Here is a 20057-nt window from a genome sequence, read left to right on the forward strand (position 1 = left end):
CTGATCGGTGAGTTTTTATATGCAAGTAAGCAGAAGTGAAAAGCAAGTGAGTAGCGAAAAGCAAACGCAGATCTGCATTAATAATACTACCAGCCAATATGACCGCTGGTTAGTTGCACTTACTCCAGGTTATGCAAAAGTGGATGAACGTTCATTTTCTGAGTTACTGGCTTTTTCAGTTCAATTTGGCTCACTGGTCAATTATTTTGATCTTGATAATAAACCGGATGGTGACTGGCGTGCATTTTTCCAGACTGGGCCGAGTATGGTACTGGCGACAATAGAAGCATTGGAATTAAGTGATATAGAAGCGGTTTTTATCAATATTGTCAGACGAGCAACAAACAGTGATAATTTTCCAGCTAAATTTTCTTACTTACAACGCGGCTTTAATCATACGGTACAGCTGGCGCAGCTTATTAATGACTGGCTGCAATCACTTGACCCTTTAGACGATCATCACCTGACTCAGCGATTGATTGGTCATCTGAGTTATTTGATCAAAGAAAAACTCAGTCCGGCACTGAATTTATTGCTCGCGTATGCGAAAGGTGCTGATTTAAGCACTACATTGAATAAGCGAATTGATCTGAATATATCCGGTTTAGCTAAAATGTGGACGGTGTCAGAACCACTAACCGATATTTCTATTTATCGTGGGCAGACGTTAAATCAAAAAGTGGATCGAGCGATTAAGGTTGTTGGCACTCAATTTTCTGTTTTTGTTAGTGCATTAGCCGAGTTAAAGGCAACGGCCCAGGCAGCGTTGAATGAGAGTTGTCAGAGTGATAAACATAAACCTCAGATCGCCCTGATGATGGCATTTTCCAGACTATATTGTTACGCCCAAGATAGCATAAATACCTTTTCTGAACGTTATATTGATTTTTATTATGATGAGGTGATCAAGGCTCGACCTCTGGCAGATAAACCCGATCATGTGTATCTGAGTTTCACCTTGGAATCAGACGAAAGCGTCAGCCGTACTTTGATACCAGAAACAACACTAATGACGACTGAGCAAAATGATAATGATCAGCCTATTGTGTACGGCACAGATAGGGCGTTACTGGTCAGCAGTGCAACATTATCCAAAGCCCATATGTTACGTCTAGACAAAGGGCCGCTTATTGTCTCTGAGCCGATGGGTAAGGCTAAATCGGCACTTAATCATGGTGATGCAGAAAAGACCGAAGTGACCCGTCGGATCATCGCCAGTGAAGTCGTGGCGGACAATATTTTATTGAGTGATCAGACAAGCCAGACAAGCTGGCCGACATTCGGAGAGGCACAAGTACAAGATCTTACCGATACCATTATGAGTGATCCCGCTAAGCTTGGTTTCGCTATTTCCTCTCCTTATTTATTGCTTACCAGCGGGATTAGAGACATTTATCTGGATATTACGTTGAGTAATGAAGCGAAGGAATGTCTGGATACTTTGTTAAAAGCGTTAAGAAATACATCCGGCTCCCTCAGTGAACTGGACATTTTAAAAAAAATTCTCCAACAGTCCTTTATTATCTATGGCTCCTCTTCGTCTTCATGGTTTGAAATAGAAAGTTACAGTATTTGTAAACCGGATATCGACTGCACAGAAAAACGAGAACAATCTCCTGTTACAGATAAAAATAGTTTTCGTATTTGTATAAAATTACCCGCATCAGCCCCACCCTTAGCCCCTTATTTACTTGATAACGATGCGGACAGCGAAAATGAAACTCTTGATGAAATGAGTAATGACGCTTTGTCATTTTTGCCAGAACAGGCCCTTGAACAGCCTGTTCTCATGTTTTATTTACGTCAACAAGCGGTGAAACTTGATAATGAGAGCTTTGTTTATCCGTTATCAATATTAGAAATGTTCAGCATGAAAGCCTTCGCGATTACAACATGTGTTCGTTGTTTAAGTGATCTTATTATGTCTAATAGTGACGGCGAAATAGACAGCAGTGCTCCGTTTCCTGTCTTTGGTGCAGTACCTGTCGTCGGCTCTTATTTTTCCATTTCACAGCCTGAGCTCTTTGTCAAAAGACTTGACGGTCTTGAGATCAATATCCAGTGGTTTAATCTGCCAAAAAATTCTGAAGGGTTTAAGGGATATTATCAAAGTTATCAGATAGGACTTGATAGTAAACCACAAGAGGATCTATTTAATAATGCCAGTTTTAAAGCAAAGCTAAGTGTAGTTAACCCCGGGGAATGGAAAATAGGAGGTGTAAAGGCACCAAAGACTGATGAATATTATTTATTTCGTACAAATAATGAGTCACTTAATAATGAAAAGCCAGTTGAAAATCAAACACTTTCTATAAATAGTAGTTTCACTCTTAATCTTATACCTTATTCAGGTACTTTATCAAAATATTATCAACCACTTGATAGTACGATCACATTTGAATTAAATAATCCACCTTATGCATTTGGTAATGATCTATACTCGAAAAACGTATTAAATGCAGTGATTGATGATTTGCCTGATACAGATCTATTCACAAAAACATGCTTGATCGAATGGCAGCCCTTGGAAACTGCCATTGAGTGTTTGGAACATATTTCTAAGTTGCTAAAAAAACCATTTAAAATAGATATTGGTGAGAGTATTTTACTAAATCTTATTGCCGCTCAAAGTGCTTTAAGTCTGATTGAAGAAAAGTTTCAATCGACCGTTCCAGAAGCGGCCGCAGAGTTTGAGACGGCAGTAGAAAATATCGAGGATATGCTTGCATGCCTTAACAACGAGTTAAATAAAATGGTACGGGGTATAAAAAATGCCCTGAGATATATTATAAAAATCCTGCTAACGCCTATCCGGCTTTTTAGGCGGGATGAAAATGCCGAAGATGGGAGCTTTTTAGACAATTTCTCACGGGACATAGCAGACACAATCGTATCACTTAAAACTTGCTATAAAATATGTCTGACAGACTGTTTAAATAATTGCATGGCGCCAAAATTGGAACTGACATACCCAAATGAACCTTATCTGCCACAAGCTTCTGCTGTCACTATAAACTATAAAGCCAGTGTCACATTTTTGGGTGACAACTCAGAAAATTCAGGTAAAGGTGCCCTTTATCATATATTACCTTTTTCCAGCTTTAGTCAGGTAGATTTACAACAAGAGACGGTTGATTTACTACCGAAGATAACCGATGAAGGTAATGTATATTTAGGTTTTGAAAACTTAAATAGTGCACAGACGCTGAATTTATTATTTCAGCTGGGAAGTCCTCCAGAAACAGCTTGCGAACCACTGAATAAAGAGTTAGCAAAATGGGCACTTTGGACCAAGAGGGGCTGGTTAGAGCCCAATACAAAACCATTTTCTCAGTTTGATATTTTGTCTGACACCACGAACGGATTAACCAATACGGGGATTGTCTCATTCGCTTTGCCTGACACAGAAGCAATAATCAATGAAAGGACAACAAGCTCACTCTTTGATGAAAAGTTAACTTGGTTAAGAGTGAGTGTTAGCGAGAAGGCCGGGCAATACCCCAAAACTTTCGGTATTGCAGCGCACGCCGTATTAGCAACTCAGATCCTGAGTAAAGATACTCAGTCGGAGACCTATCAGCCATTGCCTGCTGGCAGTATTAATAGTGCGGTGGAAGACCTGCCCTATATCGCGACGATACAGCAGCCGATGGCATCATTTGGTGGTCGTGTTGCGCAGCATAAAAATGCATTTCAGATCTCGACGGGTGAGCGTTTGCGTCATAAAGACAGGGCGATTCAGCAATGGGATTATGAACGCCTGATTTTAGCTGACTTTCCTGAAATATGGCAGGTGAATGCGGCTTCGACTGAGACTCCAGGGGATATTTTACTGACCGTGGTCGTCGGCTCGGACAGTACAGAGCATCAGAGTATAACGATGCCTAGGGCATCGAATGAATTGCTAAATCGGATCACCGCTTTTATAAAAAAACGCGTTAGTCCATTTGTAGGAGTTCGAGTTTGTAATCCAGAATACGTGCCAATAACGGTTACAGCACACGTTGTCTTTGCTCAACAAGATAACTCAGGTAAAAACCTTGAACGTTTAAATAAGGATTTGATCCGTTATTTATCTCCCTGGTTTTATGATGAAGCTCGGGCAGCCAGAGGGGCGGCTTACGTATCAGAAAGTGGGATCAGTGCGTTTATTCAAAGCCGTGATTATGTCGTCGGTCTGAACAGCCTTCAACGAAGCCCGGAGAAACCAGTAGCTAATGGACAGTGCTATTATTGGACCTCTGCGACACAACATAATATCACTTCGGCAATAGCTGATGCTTGTTCTGACTGCTCTGGTGAACTGACAAGGATAGGTTTGTGATGATGAAGGAAACAGCCACAACGCCAGAAGCCCAGCTTGACAGTGCGTTTCAGCGAACTGACGCTATTACCATAAAGGAGCTGTCTGCAGAGAATAAAGGCTTGGATTTTTATGCGCTGAAAGCCCAAGGAATGGATATTGTGCAGGCGTTGTCTGGGGCTATCTGGACGGATTATAACGAACATGATCCTGGTGTCACCACGTTGGAGCAGCTTTGTTATGCACTAACCGAGCTTAGTTATCGTGCCGATCTGCCAATCAAAGATCTGTTGGTGAACAGCAATAACCAAATTAGTTCCCAACAGGCACTGTACTTGCCTCAAGACATAATGACTTGCAATCCAGTGTCACAGAATGATTACCGAAAATTGATTGTTGATCGCCTTGCTGAAGTGGCTAATGTATGGGTGGAGACGATACCCGTCAGCGAAGCGGGTGTTAATGGATTATACCATATATCCTTATATGTCCCTGGTATTGAGGATATCTGTGTTTGTGATGAAGAGCCTCCAACAGAGGTGCTTAAAAATCAGCTCTATAAGTTATATAACCAGCACCGGGGATTATGTGAAGATCTACTTGAAGTCAGTTTCTTAAAACCTATGGCTTGTCAGGTAAAGGCTGAGATTTATCTGACTGAGCCTGACGGAGCTGACGTCATATTTGCTCAGATCCTGTTTCGTTTACAATTATTATTTGCTCCTGAAATCCAACGCAGATCACTGCAACAGGCACTGGATCTGGGGTTACCTAGTGATACTATTTTTAATGGTCCCTTGTTATTGCATGGTCTGATTGATGATCAGCAACTGCAGCAAAAACTAACCTGTATCTCAGAACTGGCGATCATGAATTGTTTGGTTAATATTGATGGGGTTGCCAGTGTGAATGTCGGTGCTATTGATGTCACGAATGATGAGGCCGTTAATGAAGATACTGGTATGGATGGTGATAGCAGTGCCAACAATATTTTTGTGCCAAAAGACAAATACCTGAAACTCATTCCCTGGGGAGAAAAGGGTGACAGTAGCATTGTCTTATTATTTGAAGGGGTCGCACAACAGGTTAACCGAGTACAGGTGCAATATGAGTTGGATAAACTCTGGCTTGCCTATCGGCGAACCTATGATCTCAAAGAGGCTTATCAGCAAGCATTTGCTTTGCCCAAAGGTCAGTTTCGTGATGTTAAACGTTACTACTCAATACAAGAGCAGTTTCCCAATGTGTACGGAATCAACTCATTTGGCGTGGCTGAAAACGCGCCCCCAAGCCGTCATGCTCAGGCTAAACAGTTTAAAGGTTATTTACTGGCTTTTGAGCAGATCTTGGCTAATTTCTTTGCCCAGTTAGCCGAAACTAAAACACTATACGCCATCGATCCTGCACTGAAACACAGTTATTTTTATCAATACTTGGAAGCAAGTGTGCCCAATGTCGCTCCTTTGCTAAAGCATACGCCAGGTGCTGATAATTACCGTGATGGACTCGCCAAAATAGTACATAGTCAGGATGATTTTAAATCGCGACGGGAACGCTTTTTAAATTTGGTATTAGCCCTGTATGGGCAGACGCTCGATCTGGTTTATCAGCCACCGGGACTGGGTTTACCTGATAGTTTAAATAACTCTGATAAGTTGCTCCAAGCAAAACAAGATTGGTTACGTTATCTTGTCCCCGGCACACATGATCGTGGCCGCGGTGTTGATTATCAAGACTCGGCTGGCAACGCCATGGCCAAAATGGCGGGAATGGCCATAAAAATACGTATTCAGCTGGGGATGCCGGTGTTTGAAGGTCTATTGCTACTGCGCCTGTGTGCTGAGCATAAAATCAATATTGTCAGCCAACAGCGACAGACTGATTTTGACCAAACGTTCCTTGCGGGGATTGAACAACAGGATGACTTTTTTACCGAGCGATATCTTGTACCGCCACCCACAGAACCTGAACCAGATACCGCTATGGTATTGTCTGAATTGTTAAATCGGCAACAGGTGACAGAGCAACTATTATTGTCAGTATCCGCTTTAGAAAACTTCACTATCGGAGTTGAGAGCAATAACAAACGCTTCACGCTGCTGTGTCAGTCAGCAGAAGAACAAAATCATTACGACTTTATTGCTTATTTTAACAGCAAGGAGGCGGCGCTCAGTACGGCGTATGCCTTATACAGACATGCCAACAGATTACTCTTGAGTTGGCAGCAAATTTATTTGATTGAACACCTGTTTCTACGCTCGGCAGCCCCCACAAAAAAACTGAATTCGGCTCAAGATGATACGACATTTGAATATAGCTTTACTGTCACTGCGGTGATCTGTACTCACTCATATCAGTTAAATGATCCTACCTATAAAGCGCAAGTGAAACAGGTGGTTCGGCAAAATACGCCCCTTCATATTCAGTTGCAGTATTGTTTTATTCCGCCGGATAAATTATGTCAATTTCAGCTGTATTATTTTAATTGGCGGCAAGTATTAAAGAGTGGTAACAGTGACACTCTGAAAGCAGCAAGTACTAAATTGCAGATGTTTTTACTTAAAAACGGGTCGGGGGGGGAATGACTATGTCGCAATACAGTATTCGTAAACAATCCTTACACCTGCAGCTAGACAACGAAGAGCAGTCACTACTGCTACAGCCGCGCCTGACAGACATTAACAGACGGCATATTTTACCTGTGCTCGAACGTGTATTAGATGAATTTAATCAGCCTGGGTTGCACATAAGGTTAGACAAACTCAGTGTCGATTTAGGCTGGTTTGCCCTTGAAAGTTTTGAACAAAATGTCGCTGATCGCTTAGAAAAAATACTGCGCCAGACCCTACAAGAAGCAATCAATAAACTCGAAAATTCGTCGACTCAGCTTATTAATAGCCAAGCTGCTACTGATGCAACACAAGGCTGTGAGGCCGAGCATCAAACTCAGTTACGCTTGTTAGCTTACTATCTGTTATATGGCACTTTACCCTGGTATGTACACGACCGAGCTAACTTTTCCTGTACAGCCATAATTTCTGTTTTATTCAATAAACAGGCGTCTAATTTGGTTGAATTGATCCGACAGGTCGGTGCTCGTCCTGGGGTGATCCAGCGTTTAGTGTTACAGCTCAACGAAGAAAGCTTAAGTCAGTTATTACAATTGCTTGAGCCGAAACATGCCTCTTTGATGATCGCTTATCTGGTGGATATCAAATTATCTCATAGTACAGAGCCATTGTTGGCGATTAATAGCCAGATATTTGAGCGTTTATTGTGGTCTCTGGTACTCACCTACAGCATTAATGAGCGAGGCTCACAATTTAACCGCCAGAGCTATGTCAAATCCTTATTAAATGCAATGGCGCGAAGTCAAGGGCTGGACTATCTGAGTGTTCTGGTGCTGTTAGATTTGGGGTTACAGCGTTTAGTTAAAATACGTCCGTTGCAATCGTCTTTACCCGCGGTGATTGCAAGGTTGGTTAATGAAGCGCAGCTGACTCGTGAACAGAGAAGAAAGGTTGATCCTAACGAAGAAAGCGAAGCAAGTCAGCAAGAGCTTGTTAGTCAGGTTTTAGCCCAGCTTGAATTTATACTGATAAATGGCCTGTCAGTGACGTTTAGAGACTCTAGTCATTTGGGCTTTTCCTACGATGATAGGGATGGGCTAGCACAATTTAAGCGATTAAGTCGCGGAGCCGCAGTAAGTGAAACGTTAAAACGGGTACGAAGACTGGCAAAACGGGCCCGGCCCGGTGTATCTCAGTTGATTGAGCGTTTATTAAGTATTTTTACGCCAGTTGATCTACTGGCGATTCTGGCCGGTGAAGAGCAAGAGCTGCTTGATACTTGGGTTGCGTTACTAAGCGGTCAGCGCTCTGCGAGTGCAAAACCTGCGTTGGCCAATAAACGTCTGGTATGGCAAATCGTTTTTCAGTTTCTGCTGCGCCAAGGCGCAACGCCCTGGCGGGTATCCACTATGGTGCAGCAAACCTTACATAGTGTGGCTAAACGCACTGGAAGTGAGTCTCATATATTGGCTGCACAACTGTTACTGTTGCTGGGCCACGAGGTTAATGGTCCGGTGAAACAAGCACTGACCGATGTACTGGAGAAAATGACGGGCGCTAATATGTTGTTTAACAGTCAGACTCCTGCGTCTTTTAATCAATACCAACAGCTCGATATTTTGTGTTATTACCTACGTTATGGCGTGCATCCTTGGCGGGCAATACAACTCGATCCGACTTTATCTGCAGCTCGTACCCTAGCATTTTTATTACAATTATCACCACCACAGCTGCGTGACATACTTAAGTTGAAAACAACCGAGGGATCTTCGCCCAGTAATCAACAGCACCGAGAGCAGGTACAGCAGATCGACCTTTTGTCGCGGGTGGTTAGGAATGTATCGGAACAAAGTCTGCTTTCACTATTAGGCTTGCTGTTGACGCGACAGAAAAGTGGGACTCAGGACTTTTTGACCGCAGTAACGGCATTTGCCGATCAAGCCAAACATAAATCAAGCTTCTATGTACAACTTTTGCTCACTTTATTGAATGATCAGCTAGTTGACCTAGAAAAATTAGCCGCCATCCCCATCATCGGCAGTCAAATGGCCTCAGCGGTTGAACGTGTTCAGGATCAGGTTACCGAAACGGTGCCGACTCAAAGCAGTGTTGCTACGAATGGACCTGCACACTTATGGCAGTCCTTTATTATCAGCCGTTTATATCCTCTGCCTGCCGCTGACAAAGCGGCGGAGTTATTGACAAGGGAAGTGGATCTTTCTCAGTGTAATGTTAACAGTGCGATGATGTTCTTAGTGCAACAGCATAGCGATGAAGTACGCCCTTTTATCAGTCAACTAGCTAATACACCTGAACTGCTTGAATCTTTATGTGAGCAAAGTTCAGAACCAGTATTCAGCCAGATGTTGCAGGTTTTACAGCCTGATGATAGCGACTTTTTGCTGGCCTTTATGCTGGTGCTCAGTCATGTGCCAGTTGCCTACCGGCCTAATTTACATAAGCTTCGTCGTGTCTTATTGATTGAAGCGCTGGGTCTGAGCCATCCGATAGGTGAAGCCTTTTTTCGCCGGGTATTAGGTGAGTTGTTTCCACCCAGCTTATCGGCGCCACTTAAGCAGTACTTATTTAACAGTATTGAAACCTGGTCTGATGATGGAAAGATGGCTCATTTAACGATTTCAGGTTTTAAAGCGGCCATTGATCGTGATGATAAAGAAGTCACAGAAAAAAAATTAGCTCAGCCAAGGGCTAGTAAAACAGGCAAGCAGGAGGATACAAACAAGAGCCATACTCATCCTGCTGTTGTCAGCTCTTTCTTGCCTGCCAATTTAGAACAAGAGATCTACATTGATAATGCTGGCTTGATCTTGACTGCGGTTTTTTTACCCCACCTGTTCAGAACATTGGATATGCTCAGCACCGACAGCGAAGGCGTCACACGTTTACGTGATGATGAGACCTTATCGCGGGCCGTACACTTATTGCAGTACCTAGCCACTGGCTCAACTCAGGTCGCTGAGCCGGCATTAGTATTAAATAAAATATTATGTGGTGTTGAACCGGATGTGCCGGTTGCGTCAGGTATTGAGATTACTGGGCCGGAAGAAGCCATATGTCAGCAGTTGCTAAATGCCATGAAACAACAGTGGGGGAGTATCGAAAATACCTCAATTGAGGGATTGCAAGAAACTTTTTTACAAAGAGAAGGAAGACTCAGGCAGACAGATGATGGCTGGGCATTAACGGTACAGCGTAAAACGCTGGATGTATTAGTTGACCAAGTTTCTTGGCGAATCTCCATTATCAGTGAAGCCTGGATGGCAAAACGAATCCATGTGACTTGGTAATAGGACTCGTGCGCTATTTTATCAAGATAACCGAATAAGCGGTTTTTATTAACTAAGGTGTGACGAATGAAGAGTGAGGCAGCGCAATATCAGCAGGACGAACTGAGTTTTGCAAGGCAAAATTTACTGGTATTACACCGAGAGTTGGACTGGCTTGAAGCCGTGATCGCCCAGGTGATCTGCTCATATTTGAAACAGGAAGGCCATGAAAACCACTGGATGGATATTGTGGTACCGGATCATGCACCAGATGGTAGTGTTTATGGGGCCATGGTGAATCACTGGTCACTGGACTCTCATGATCGTATTGCCCTAGCCCTAGCCCTGGCCCCGCACCTTAGACCAGAACTACTGGATATATTTTTTGGGTTAAATGCACAGACTGATCGAGCTTTTAGTGAGTTTGGTGGTGTGTCTGACAAATCATTTAGTGGTTTTTTGCCCACAGGACAAACGCTGAATTTTATACTCAGTGCGAATGACATGGTCTGGCGTTTATCGACCATGTGTATATTGGATCCTAAGCATATCTTGATGGTCGAACAAGTATTGGCTCTACACAAAAACGATGACACCTTACCAGACTGGAGCGGGGTTTTGACGTTATCTGATCAGTGGTTACATTTTTTTATTAGCGGTGAGCAAGTAAAACCGGAGCTAAGTGCGTCATTTCCAGCTCAGCCGCTTTATACCGCATTAGACTGGCCGGACCTGGTACTGGACTATTCGGTAATGGCACAGATCGAAGAAATAAAAACCTGGTTAAATTATGGTGCTACCCTGATGGATGATTATGGCCTTGCGAAAAAAATTAAACCAGGCTATCGCACCTTATTCTATGGCCCTCCAGGCACGGGAAAAACCTTAACAGCCGCATTGTTAGCTAAGTCAACGGGTCGTGAGGTCTACCGGGTTGATTTATCCATGATAGTGTCAAAGTATATTGGTGAGACCGAGAAAAACCTAGCCAAAGTATTTGATGCCGCCAGCCATAAAGACTGGATATTATTTTTTGATGAAGCGGATGCTTTATTTGGTAAGCGTACCACGGCGAGCAGTTCAAATGATCGCAGCGCTAACCAGCAAACCGGTTATTTGTTGCAGCGTATTGAAGATTTCCCGGGGGTGGTGATCTTGGCCAGTAACTTAAAAAACAATATGGATAGCGCGTTTGCCCGGCGTTTTCAGTCAATGATACATTTTGATATGCCTTCTGCTGAGCAACGTTTGCAATTATGGCAGTCCGCTTTTGCTGGTAGTTGTGAGCTGCAAGAGGATGTTGATCTGGTTTATATCGCTGAGCAATATGAGTTAGCTGGTGGTGCCATCATTAATGTCTTACGCCATTGCGCGCTGGCGGCAGTTGCAAGAGACAGCAAAGTACCTTCGGAAGGTTTGCCCCGTGTGAGCCACGCCGATTTGCTTAATGGAATACGTCGGGAGTTTCGTAAAGATAATAAGATGGTACGGGTGGCGTAACAGTAATACACAGTATGTCTTACGTGGTATAGGTCGCAGTGAACGTGAGTCTATTGCGAGGATTTAATTCTCGGTATTCACTAAGAATTTAAAACAGATAACAAAACAATAGGGCGGTAGGAACATGGCAGAGCAGCAGCTATCACAGAGGCAAAAAATACAGTATGGGCCAATACAACGTCAGCACAATCGTGCATTGGGTCGGATTTTGCAGGATAACCGCCAATCCAAGCCCGTGCAACGTCGTGCTAATAAAAATGGTTTACCAGACCCCCTTAAAAGTGGCATGGAACACCTCAGCGGCATGAGTCTCGACCATGTAAAAGTACACTATAACTCGGCGAAACCCGCCGCCGTACAAGCTCATGCCTATGCCCAAGGCAGCGATATCCACCTAGCCGCGGGGAAAGAAAAACATTTGCCCCACGAACTGGGTCACGTAGTGCAACAAATGCAAGGACGAGTAAAAGCCAATACCAGCGTCGGCGGCATGGCAGTAAACGACAATCCTGCACTGGAGCGCGAAGCCGATAGGATAGGTGCTAAGGCCATGCAGATGGTAGTGAAACATGATACTGACTAATTGGCTTAGCAGTATTGCATCCAACGCTATTATTGACCAAGCCTACGCTTGGCTCAAGCATCGTCGTCGAGATCGGCAAGCGAATGATGATATATGGCATACGCGTTTTTATTGGCCACAGACCAAGAGGGAAGTACAAAGCGCCTTGCTCAATGGCACTTATCGTTTTTCGCCTTGTCGTGCTGTGTCGACCAATGCGGGGTCTGTCGGCGTATGGTGTGCGCAAGATGCACTCGTGCTCAAAGCCATCGCTCTGGTGTTAACCGAGCAACTCACGCCTAAGCTTAGCCCACATTGTTATCACTTAGCGGGGAAAGGGCTAAAAGCATGCGTGAGACAGATCAAAAAAGAGGCCGGCCATTATCATTATGTGTGCCGCAGTGATGTGAACTCTTACTATGCAACCATCAACCACGACATTCTCATGGCACAGCTTAAAGAATTAATACCCGATACCGCGCTGCTTGAATTGATCAGACAGCCACTCGCGCGGCTGGACGATGTTAATGGCGACCTTTATAGCGTGACCACGGGCATCAACAAAGGCAGCCCATTGTCGCCCTTACTCGGTGCTGTGTATCTACTGCAAATGGACAAGCGTCTTGGCGATTACTGCGCAAAGCACGCTCTTAAGTATTATAGATACATGGATGATTGGATTATTTTATGCAAAACCAGACATCAGCTAAGAACCGCCGTAAAGCTGATGAACCAATCCTTGAATGATGCAAAACAAACCAAGCATCCCTTCAAAACCTATATAGGCAAAATAAAGAAAACTGGTTTTGATTTTTTAGGCTATAGAATTGGCCAACAGAAAAAGAATTTAACCCTAGCGTGGAAAACGTGGGCGAGGCATCTCACTAAACTTCAGCAGCTTTATGAGCAAGGTGCACCTAAAACGCGCATTGCTGACTACGTGACGCGTTGGTTAACCTGGGTACGCAGCGGGGTGGAAATCGATTTGATTAAGGTCATCCGAGAGGGCATGGCCAGTGACATGGCAAAGGGAATAAATGGGACAAAGTGGCTGGCTGAGATTTATGGTCGGGCGCTGGGTGAGGTTGAGTTAATTTAACTCTGCCCCGTTTTATTCTGATTTGTCCTAAGCCTACTATTGCTACGCATCTTTTAGAGCGCGGGAAAGATCTTAAATATATACGAACATTGTTGGGGTATTCGAGCTCCAAGACAACAAAAATATATACACATACAGTCCTGAACAATACTAGAAACTACGAAATGCTTTGCAGGAATTCGATTTGCCTTGGATAGCATCAATGAATTAAAAAAGCGGATTTATAAGAAGTGGCTCTTTAACAACCTACGAGGGCGTTAAAAGACCAGTTTTGATAAAAAGATAGTGTTAATAAAGTCCACTATGTACTTTCCGAGCATGTTATAGGCAACTGAAAAAGCCTATAACATCCACCAAAAAATTAAAAAGGATTGAGGTATGTATGCACAAGTAGAGAAGCTTAAAGAGAATAAGAGTAGAGCGGTTGCTAATGCAGTTGGCCATTCAAAAAAAAACTTTTTCTTAGATAATCGAGACACGGATTCGGCTTTAGGTTTTGCAAGATTTTCTAATGAAAACATTGTGAACCACAATATTTTGCAAAGAAAGGTGATAAATGATTCAAATGGAACAAAACTTAAGAGTCTTAATTACAAGAATTTTTTTGAAGAAATTTCGGAATATGAAGATGTTAAATTTTATCAACAGAAAATAAAGGAAATTCCTGATAGACTTAATGGCATAAAAATACTGATAGAGGCAATTGAAAAAGTAAATATAGAATATGGAAAAGATGAGTTGTATTTGATTTCAACAAAATCCGAAATCGAAAAATTCAACGAGGAAATTGCGAGATGCGTTACAAATTGGATTAGTGATAATAGATTTAAACAAACTTATCCAAGAAAAATAGGAGAGTTTATAACTTGGGAAGCAGAACCCTTTAAGGATGGGGTGACAAAGATTTATGAAATACTCAGCAATAGAATTAATATTGCTCGATCAGTAATGATGAGTGAGCGAGTGGGCCTGGACAAAACTGTCGATAACCGTCTAATATCTTACAAAAAAGAGTACAAACAAAAAAAATCGTTACTTACTAATGAAAATGAAATAACAGGAAAAACAAAGGTAGCTTATGAAATGAGAGATGAATACGCTGCGATGTATAAAGCTAACTTAGAACAAGTACAACAAATGAAATTTGGTAAAGAAGAAACTGTAGCATTGCTGCAGGTACTGGTAAGTTCTGGTACTAAAAATGATTACATAGGAGGGCATGCAGCATTGCAGTTGGTAGGTGTCGAGAAAGAAAATGACTATCATCCAACAGGTGGGTGGCAGGATGCCGCACAGAAAAAGGGCATATGGATGATGTTTTTTCATAGTGGACCAATTGAAAAGAGTACCTTGGACAATCGAGAAAATGCGAAAAATGCAATTATGCATGACAAGGAATTACAGGAACGATTAAACAAAGAAGGTATAAATCAAGAATCGGCTTTGAAATACATTGCCTATCGACCTGAAGGCGGAGGTGTTGATTTAGGGTTGGAACAACTTTCTGGGAATGCAGGTATGAAAATAGAAATATACAAGGCAGGAAGGATGAATGAACATTATATGACTTTCCAAAACATTATGAGTGACAAAGTGAATGAGTCTGAACGCGCCAAAGAAAGTGATAAAAAAAGTGCGCTGAGATACAGCGGAGCATACGAGCCAATCGTAACTTACATGTTAACTGAGAAAATGGTTAAAGACATTACAGCCGCAGTTCTTAATTCTAATGAATTGTCTGAAATTAAAAATGGACAGTATATGACGGTTCCTGGAAGAGATAATGTTGATAACTGTTCAACATTTGTTCAGCGATTAGTTCGTACTCTTGGCTTTCCATCAGCTGCTGAATCATCCGGCCAGTCATATGAGAAAGAACATAAAAAAAATACATTGAAACCTGTGAATACTTCTGAACTGACCAACAAAAGCCCAGGTAAATACGCTTATGGCTTAAGAGACTTAAGCCTCTCGCAAAAATTATTTCAGGTAGGACATCAAACACTGGAAGATATCTATCATGTTGTGAAATTAACATTACCGTAGCATGGATAGATTAATACGTGTAATTTTAACAAGTAAAATGAAAACTATAACAAGAAACAAATATTACGGGGACACCCACACTAAGAAGCCAGTCCCCATGCGGGGTTTGGCTTTTTTTCTTTTCTACTTCAGGCCAGAAACGCGGATAACAACCAGTTACAGATATTACGGGGACACCCACACTAAGAAGCCAGTCCCCATGCGGGGTTTGGCTTTTTTTCTTTTCTACTTCAGGCCAGAAACGCGGATAACAACCAGTTATAAATAATTTAATTGGTCAAGGTGAAAGCTTGACGGTTAAAAAATATACTGTGTATTTAACCAGTATTGTTTCTCATAGAAGAGAGGACTGTCATGCCAAGAGCCAGAAATCAGGAAATTAATGTAGAAGATACACCATACTATCATTGTACTATTACGGGGACACCCACACTAAGTGTACTATTACGGGGACACCCACACTAAGAAGCCAGTCCCCATGCGGGGTTTGGCTTTTTTTCTTTTCTACTTCAGGCCAGAAACGCGGATAACAACCTGTTATCAATAATTTTATTACCAGGACACCCACTCTAGAAAGTGCAGACCTCATGCGGGGTTTGGCTTTTTTTTCTTTTCTGCTTCATGCATTACTACCAGGACATATATGGACGCTCCGGTGCCGTCAAGGCCGCACTTAGCCGAATCAACAGAGACTTTACCGGGACACCCACACCAATAGTAGCATGACACCCACACTAACAAGCCAGGCCTCATGCGGAGTTTGGCTTTTTTTTCTTTTCTACTTCAGGCCAGAAACTATTACCAGGACACCGACACTAAGAAGCCAGTCCCCATGCGGGGTTTGGCTTTTTTTCTTTTCTACTTCAGGCCAGAAACGCGGAGAACAACCAGTTATCAATAATTAAATTGGTGAAGGTGAAAGCTTGACGGTTAAAAAATATACTGTATATTTAACCAGTATTGTTTCTCATGGAAGAGAGGTCTGTCATGCCAAGAGCCAGAAATCAGCAAATTAGTGTAGAAGATACACCATACTATCATTGCATCTCTAGGTGTGTTCGTAGGGCGTTTTTGTGTGGTGAAGATCCTATCTCCGGTGAGAGCTTTGAGCACCGTCGTGGTTGGGTTGAAGAAAGGCTTTTATTTCTGGCCAGTATCTTTGCTGTTGATGTTTGTGCTTATGCCATAATGAGCAACCACCTTCATGTTGTGTTGCATGTGAACCTAGAAAAAGTGGCTAAGTGGTCGACTTTAGAGGTGTTACAAAGGTGGCACAAACTGCATAAGGGAACACTTTTTACTCAACAGTATGTCAGGGGCGAAGAGCAACCAGAATTTGCTTTGGCCTTGGTTGAAAAGTCTGTAGAAACCTTCAGAAATCGTTTGATGGATATTAGTTGGTTCATGAAGGAATTGAATGAACCTATTGCTCGCCAAGCCAACTTTGAGGATCGTTGTACAGGTCGATTCTGGGAAGGGCGCTTTAAATCTCAGGCGTTGCTTGATGAAGTGGCATTAGCGGCCTGTATGGCCTACGTTGACCTTAATCCGTTAAGAGCCAAAATCAGCCGAACACCCGAGACCTCCGAGTTCACCAGTGTTAAAAAACGAGTCGTCGCGGCAAGACATCAAAAACAACCGAAATCGCTTTATCCTTTTGTCGGTAATCCGAGAAAAAATATCCCCGAAGGACTGCCTTTTAAATTGACTGACTACCTTGAGTTGGTTGACATGACAGGGCGTATTATCCGTGAGGATAAGCGCGGCGCGATAGACGCGTCACTGTTGCCAATTCTGCAACGGCTTAATATTTCGTCAGATAACTGGCTTTGCATTACCACGGAATTTGGCGGTCGAACAGGCAATGTGGTTGGCAATGAACAGTCGATTGATCGCTATTGTAAGTCAAGCCACAGGCGCCGTAAACCACCGTTGCAAAGCGCCAAACTGCTTGCCTAACGCCAAAAAACGCCGTTAATACTTTAAATGGAAGGAATTTACCGATATTTAATATTTATTAGGCCACCCACCTTTAGACGCCGGGGCGAGTCATACAGGCTTTTATGTTTTCCTAGCAACAAATATAATTTATCAAACAGTATAAATGCTTGGAGCAACCGAATGCGAAGAAAGCTTATTACCCCTGAAGGCCATCAAAAATTAAAAGACGAGATTGATTTTTTATGGCGTAAAGAACGTCCCGAAATTACTAAAATTGTGACATGGGCGGCAGGTTTAGGTGATCGATCGGAGAACGCGGATTATCAGTACAATAAGCGAAAACTCCGTGAAATTGATCGTAGAGTCCGGTTTCTCCGTAAGTTTTTAGACGGCATTGAGATCGTTGAATATCACCCACAACAGGAAGGAAAAGTGTTCTTTGGTGCTTGGGTGACTCTTGAAGATGACGATGAAAAGACGCTTAAATTTAGAATTGTGGGATCAGAAGAGATATACGGTAGAGATGACTATATTTCTATAGACTCTCCAATGGCAAGGGCGTGTCTAGGGAGACAAGTTGATGATGACGTGGTAGTGCGAACTCCGATCGGGAAGAAAACTTGGTATATTCTCGATATTAAATATCAATTAAATGATGAAAAAGAAATATGAGATTGAATTGCTAAGAGGAGCAGTGTGAACTGTAGAGTGCACAATTTTTTGAACAGGTGCCTTTTCTGGTAAGGCCATGACAAGTCTTCTCTAATCAAAAGATAGTTGATCTATACGGTAAAAAGCAATTACGAGAGATAGACCGTCGAGTGCGTTATTTGGAAAAACGCTTGGAGATTTGTACCGTTGTGGATCGTTTGCCAGCCGATCAATCAAGGGTTTTCTTCGGTGCGTGGGTCACGCTGGAGGATGAGAGTGGTGAGCAACGAACGCATCGCCTTGTCGGGCCTGATGAGCTGGATCACAACCCCGCCTACATCAGTATTGATTCCCCAGTAGCAAAAGCTTTACTGAAAAAACAGGAAGGGGATGAGGTGATGATTCGTCTAGCAACCGGCGAGAAAACCTATTACATCGAAGCGATAGAGTATCGCCCCATCTCTTTATAGTGGTTATTTTCTATTGATAAGGTAAGCCGACCTTTGGTTTAATCGGGCGTCTCTCCCTGTTCTACATCTCTCTTGAGAGAGCGTCCTCTGGGCTCATTGGCTTCATGAAGGACAACCTCTGAGTGCAGAAACTGAGCCGCCGCGGCAGAGTCCTGCACTTTGACAGAACTGCGCTCTAGCATTTGGGCTTCAAATTCGTTTAAGACGCTGTCTCTTATACCCGCTTCGCGCCATTGAAACAGCGGTCGACATCCTTTAGAAATGTCTCGGGCTAGCGCCAAGGCATCCAGTAAGGCCTGGTTTGCCCCTTGCCCTTTAAAAGGGCTCATTGGGTGAGCCGCATCACCGATAAGGGTGATGTGTGCGCCTTTTGCTAATAATTCTGGTTGTAGGAGTGCTCGATCGTAAACGGGGTAGCCGGATATCAAGCTCTCCTTGGTGGCCGCTACAATTTGCGGCACAGGCGTATGCCATTGAGTACGACGACAGGCTTCTGTTTTCAGGGCATGAGCACCTTGCTCGCTTAAGGCTTTTGCCTCGTTTTCAGGCATAGGAAAGCTAAGTTGCCACATCACTGTGTTTGCGTCATACGGCATGATATAGATTCGTTCATGACCGTTGGCTGTTTGGAAGACCGTGGCGGAATCCAGCAAATCGCTTTTTACTTCCTTTAGATCTGCTAGCGGACAAATTCCTAAAATGACAATGCAGCCTAGATAGCGTAACGGCGTGATATTGTCTCCGATCAATTGTTGCCGAACGACGCTACGAATGCCATCGGCTCCCACAACAAGGTCAGCCTTGGCGTATTGTGTCTCGCTTTGTGTTTGACCATTTACTTGATATTTTACTAAAAAGGTTAAATCAACCCCGTCGCCGTCGGCATGCTTGTGTTCACTGTAGGCGATTAGTTGATGGCCCCATCGTACGTTGTTTCCTCCCACAAGTTGTTGTAGTAACGCTAAGCGCAATGATTGTCGAGCGATATGGATATTCGTACGCTTTGGGGCGTTTTTGTTGCCTGAGTGTTGCCACTTTCTCATGCCCCATTCTCCGACCACTTTGCCTTCTGTGGTATGGACAAGGTGTCTCGTTGAAATGACACCTTCTTTTAATGAGACAATGCCTAAGCCTTCGATGGCTTTACTGGCCTGTTGCAAGGTAAGGCCATAACCTTGAGACCGTTCGTCAAAACGGCTATCGCGCTCATAAAGGGTAAAAGGAATACCGCGATGCAAACAGGCGACAGCAAGGGCTACACCGCCTATGCCACCACCAATAATGGCCACATGAGGGTAGTTTTCAGTATCTGCCTGTGGGGCCTTGGGGGATGGTACCAAACCGGAGCCAGCACAATGAAGGCACATTTCCAAATGGCCTTTAGGGCGAATCGGTGCAGGACCTTCTCCTTTTAACTGCTCAAACTCATTCAGTTCTTTTAAATATTGTAGCCGCACTTTTTTGCGTAATCTTCTGCTTCGCTTGCCTTGGCCATGACATTTGGGGCAAACCGTCCAGCTGCTTTCTTCGTTTTCCAATGTATTCACGTCTTGTTACCTAGAGCATTCGGATACGGAGGGCGAGCCCTTCTGTGATATCAAATTTTTCCGTTGATGTGGGGTGGTTGC

Annotated in this window: 12 protein-coding genes; 11 read left to right on the forward strand and 1 reads right to left on the reverse strand. The window is 43.3% G+C overall.

Annotation, left to right across the window (positions count from 1 at the left end; translation table 11 throughout):
* Positions 1-19 precede the first annotated feature (19 nt).
* The 11 genes from AC0VYG_RS03865 (at position 20) to AC0VYG_RS03915 (ending at position 18429) form a co-directional block, all read left to right on the forward strand.
* Positions 20-4324, forward strand: coding sequence for a hypothetical protein (locus AC0VYG_RS03865; protein ID WP_475431029.1), 4305 nt, complete (start codon positions 20-22; stop codon positions 4322-4324).
* Positions 4324-6888 carry a hypothetical protein gene (locus tag AC0VYG_RS03870; protein ID WP_475431030.1) on the forward strand — a complete coding sequence of 855 codons (2565 nt, stop codon included), beginning with the start codon at positions 4324-4326 and terminating at the stop codon, positions 6886-6888. Before AC0VYG_RS03865 ends, AC0VYG_RS03870 begins: the two co-directional genes overlap by 1 nt.
* A 2-nt stretch (positions 6889-6890) precedes the next feature.
* Complete coding sequence (locus tag AC0VYG_RS03875) at positions 6891-10181, forward strand: contractile injection system tape measure protein (RefSeq protein WP_475431032.1); 3291 nt, start codon at positions 6891-6893, stop codon at positions 10179-10181.
* Between the two features lie 66 nt (positions 10182-10247).
* On the forward strand, positions 10248-11660 hold the full coding sequence (locus tag AC0VYG_RS03880; protein ID WP_475431033.1) for an ATP-binding protein: 1413 nt from the start codon (positions 10248-10250) through the stop codon (positions 11658-11660).
* A gap of 124 nt (positions 11661-11784) precedes the next feature.
* Positions 11785-12243: an eCIS core domain-containing protein gene (locus AC0VYG_RS03885; RefSeq protein WP_475431034.1), complete on the forward strand. Its 459-nt coding sequence runs from the start codon at positions 11785-11787 to the stop codon at positions 12241-12243.
* The gene (locus AC0VYG_RS03890; RefSeq protein WP_475431035.1) at positions 12230-13321 is read left to right on the forward strand and encodes a reverse transcriptase/maturase family protein; all 1092 of its coding nucleotides are present in this window, start codon (positions 12230-12232) and stop codon (positions 13319-13321) included. The genes AC0VYG_RS03885 and AC0VYG_RS03890 overlap by 14 nt, the downstream gene beginning before the upstream one ends.
* A 38-nt stretch (positions 13322-13359) precedes the next feature.
* Entirely contained in the window at positions 13360-13518 is a 159-nt protein-coding gene (locus tag AC0VYG_RS03895; protein WP_475432519.1) for a tyrosine-type recombinase/integrase, read from the forward strand.
* Positions 13519-13699: 181 nt separating this feature from the next.
* Positions 13700-15367, forward strand: coding sequence for a hypothetical protein (locus AC0VYG_RS03900; RefSeq protein ID WP_475431037.1), 1668 nt, complete (start codon positions 13700-13702; stop codon positions 15365-15367).
* Positions 15368-16354: 987 nt separating this feature from the next.
* On the forward strand, positions 16355-17326 hold the full coding sequence (locus AC0VYG_RS03905; RefSeq protein WP_475431038.1) for a transposase: 972 nt from the start codon (positions 16355-16357) through the stop codon (positions 17324-17326).
* A 162-nt stretch (positions 17327-17488) separates the two neighbouring features.
* Positions 17489-17980, forward strand: a complete 492-nt coding sequence (gene greB, locus AC0VYG_RS03910; RefSeq protein WP_475431039.1) for a transcription elongation factor GreB — start codon at positions 17489-17491, stop codon at positions 17978-17980.
* A 149-nt stretch (positions 17981-18129) separates the two neighbouring features.
* The gene (locus AC0VYG_RS03915) at positions 18130-18429 is read left to right on the forward strand and encodes a GreA/GreB family elongation factor (RefSeq protein WP_475449896.1); all 300 of its coding nucleotides are present in this window, start codon (positions 18130-18132) and stop codon (positions 18427-18429) included.
* Positions 18430-18467: 38 nt separating this feature from the next.
* On the opposite strand, the gene AC0VYG_RS03920 is transcribed toward AC0VYG_RS03915, so the two are convergent.
* On the reverse strand, positions 18468-19976 hold the full coding sequence (locus AC0VYG_RS03920) for an FAD-dependent oxidoreductase (RefSeq protein WP_475431042.1): 1509 nt from the start codon (positions 19974-19976) through the stop codon (positions 18468-18470).
* Positions 19977-20057 lie beyond the last annotated feature (81 nt).

Source organism: Marinomonas sp. 63XJN7_7_ISO-PGPR-S23-202, from assembly GCF_056173505.1.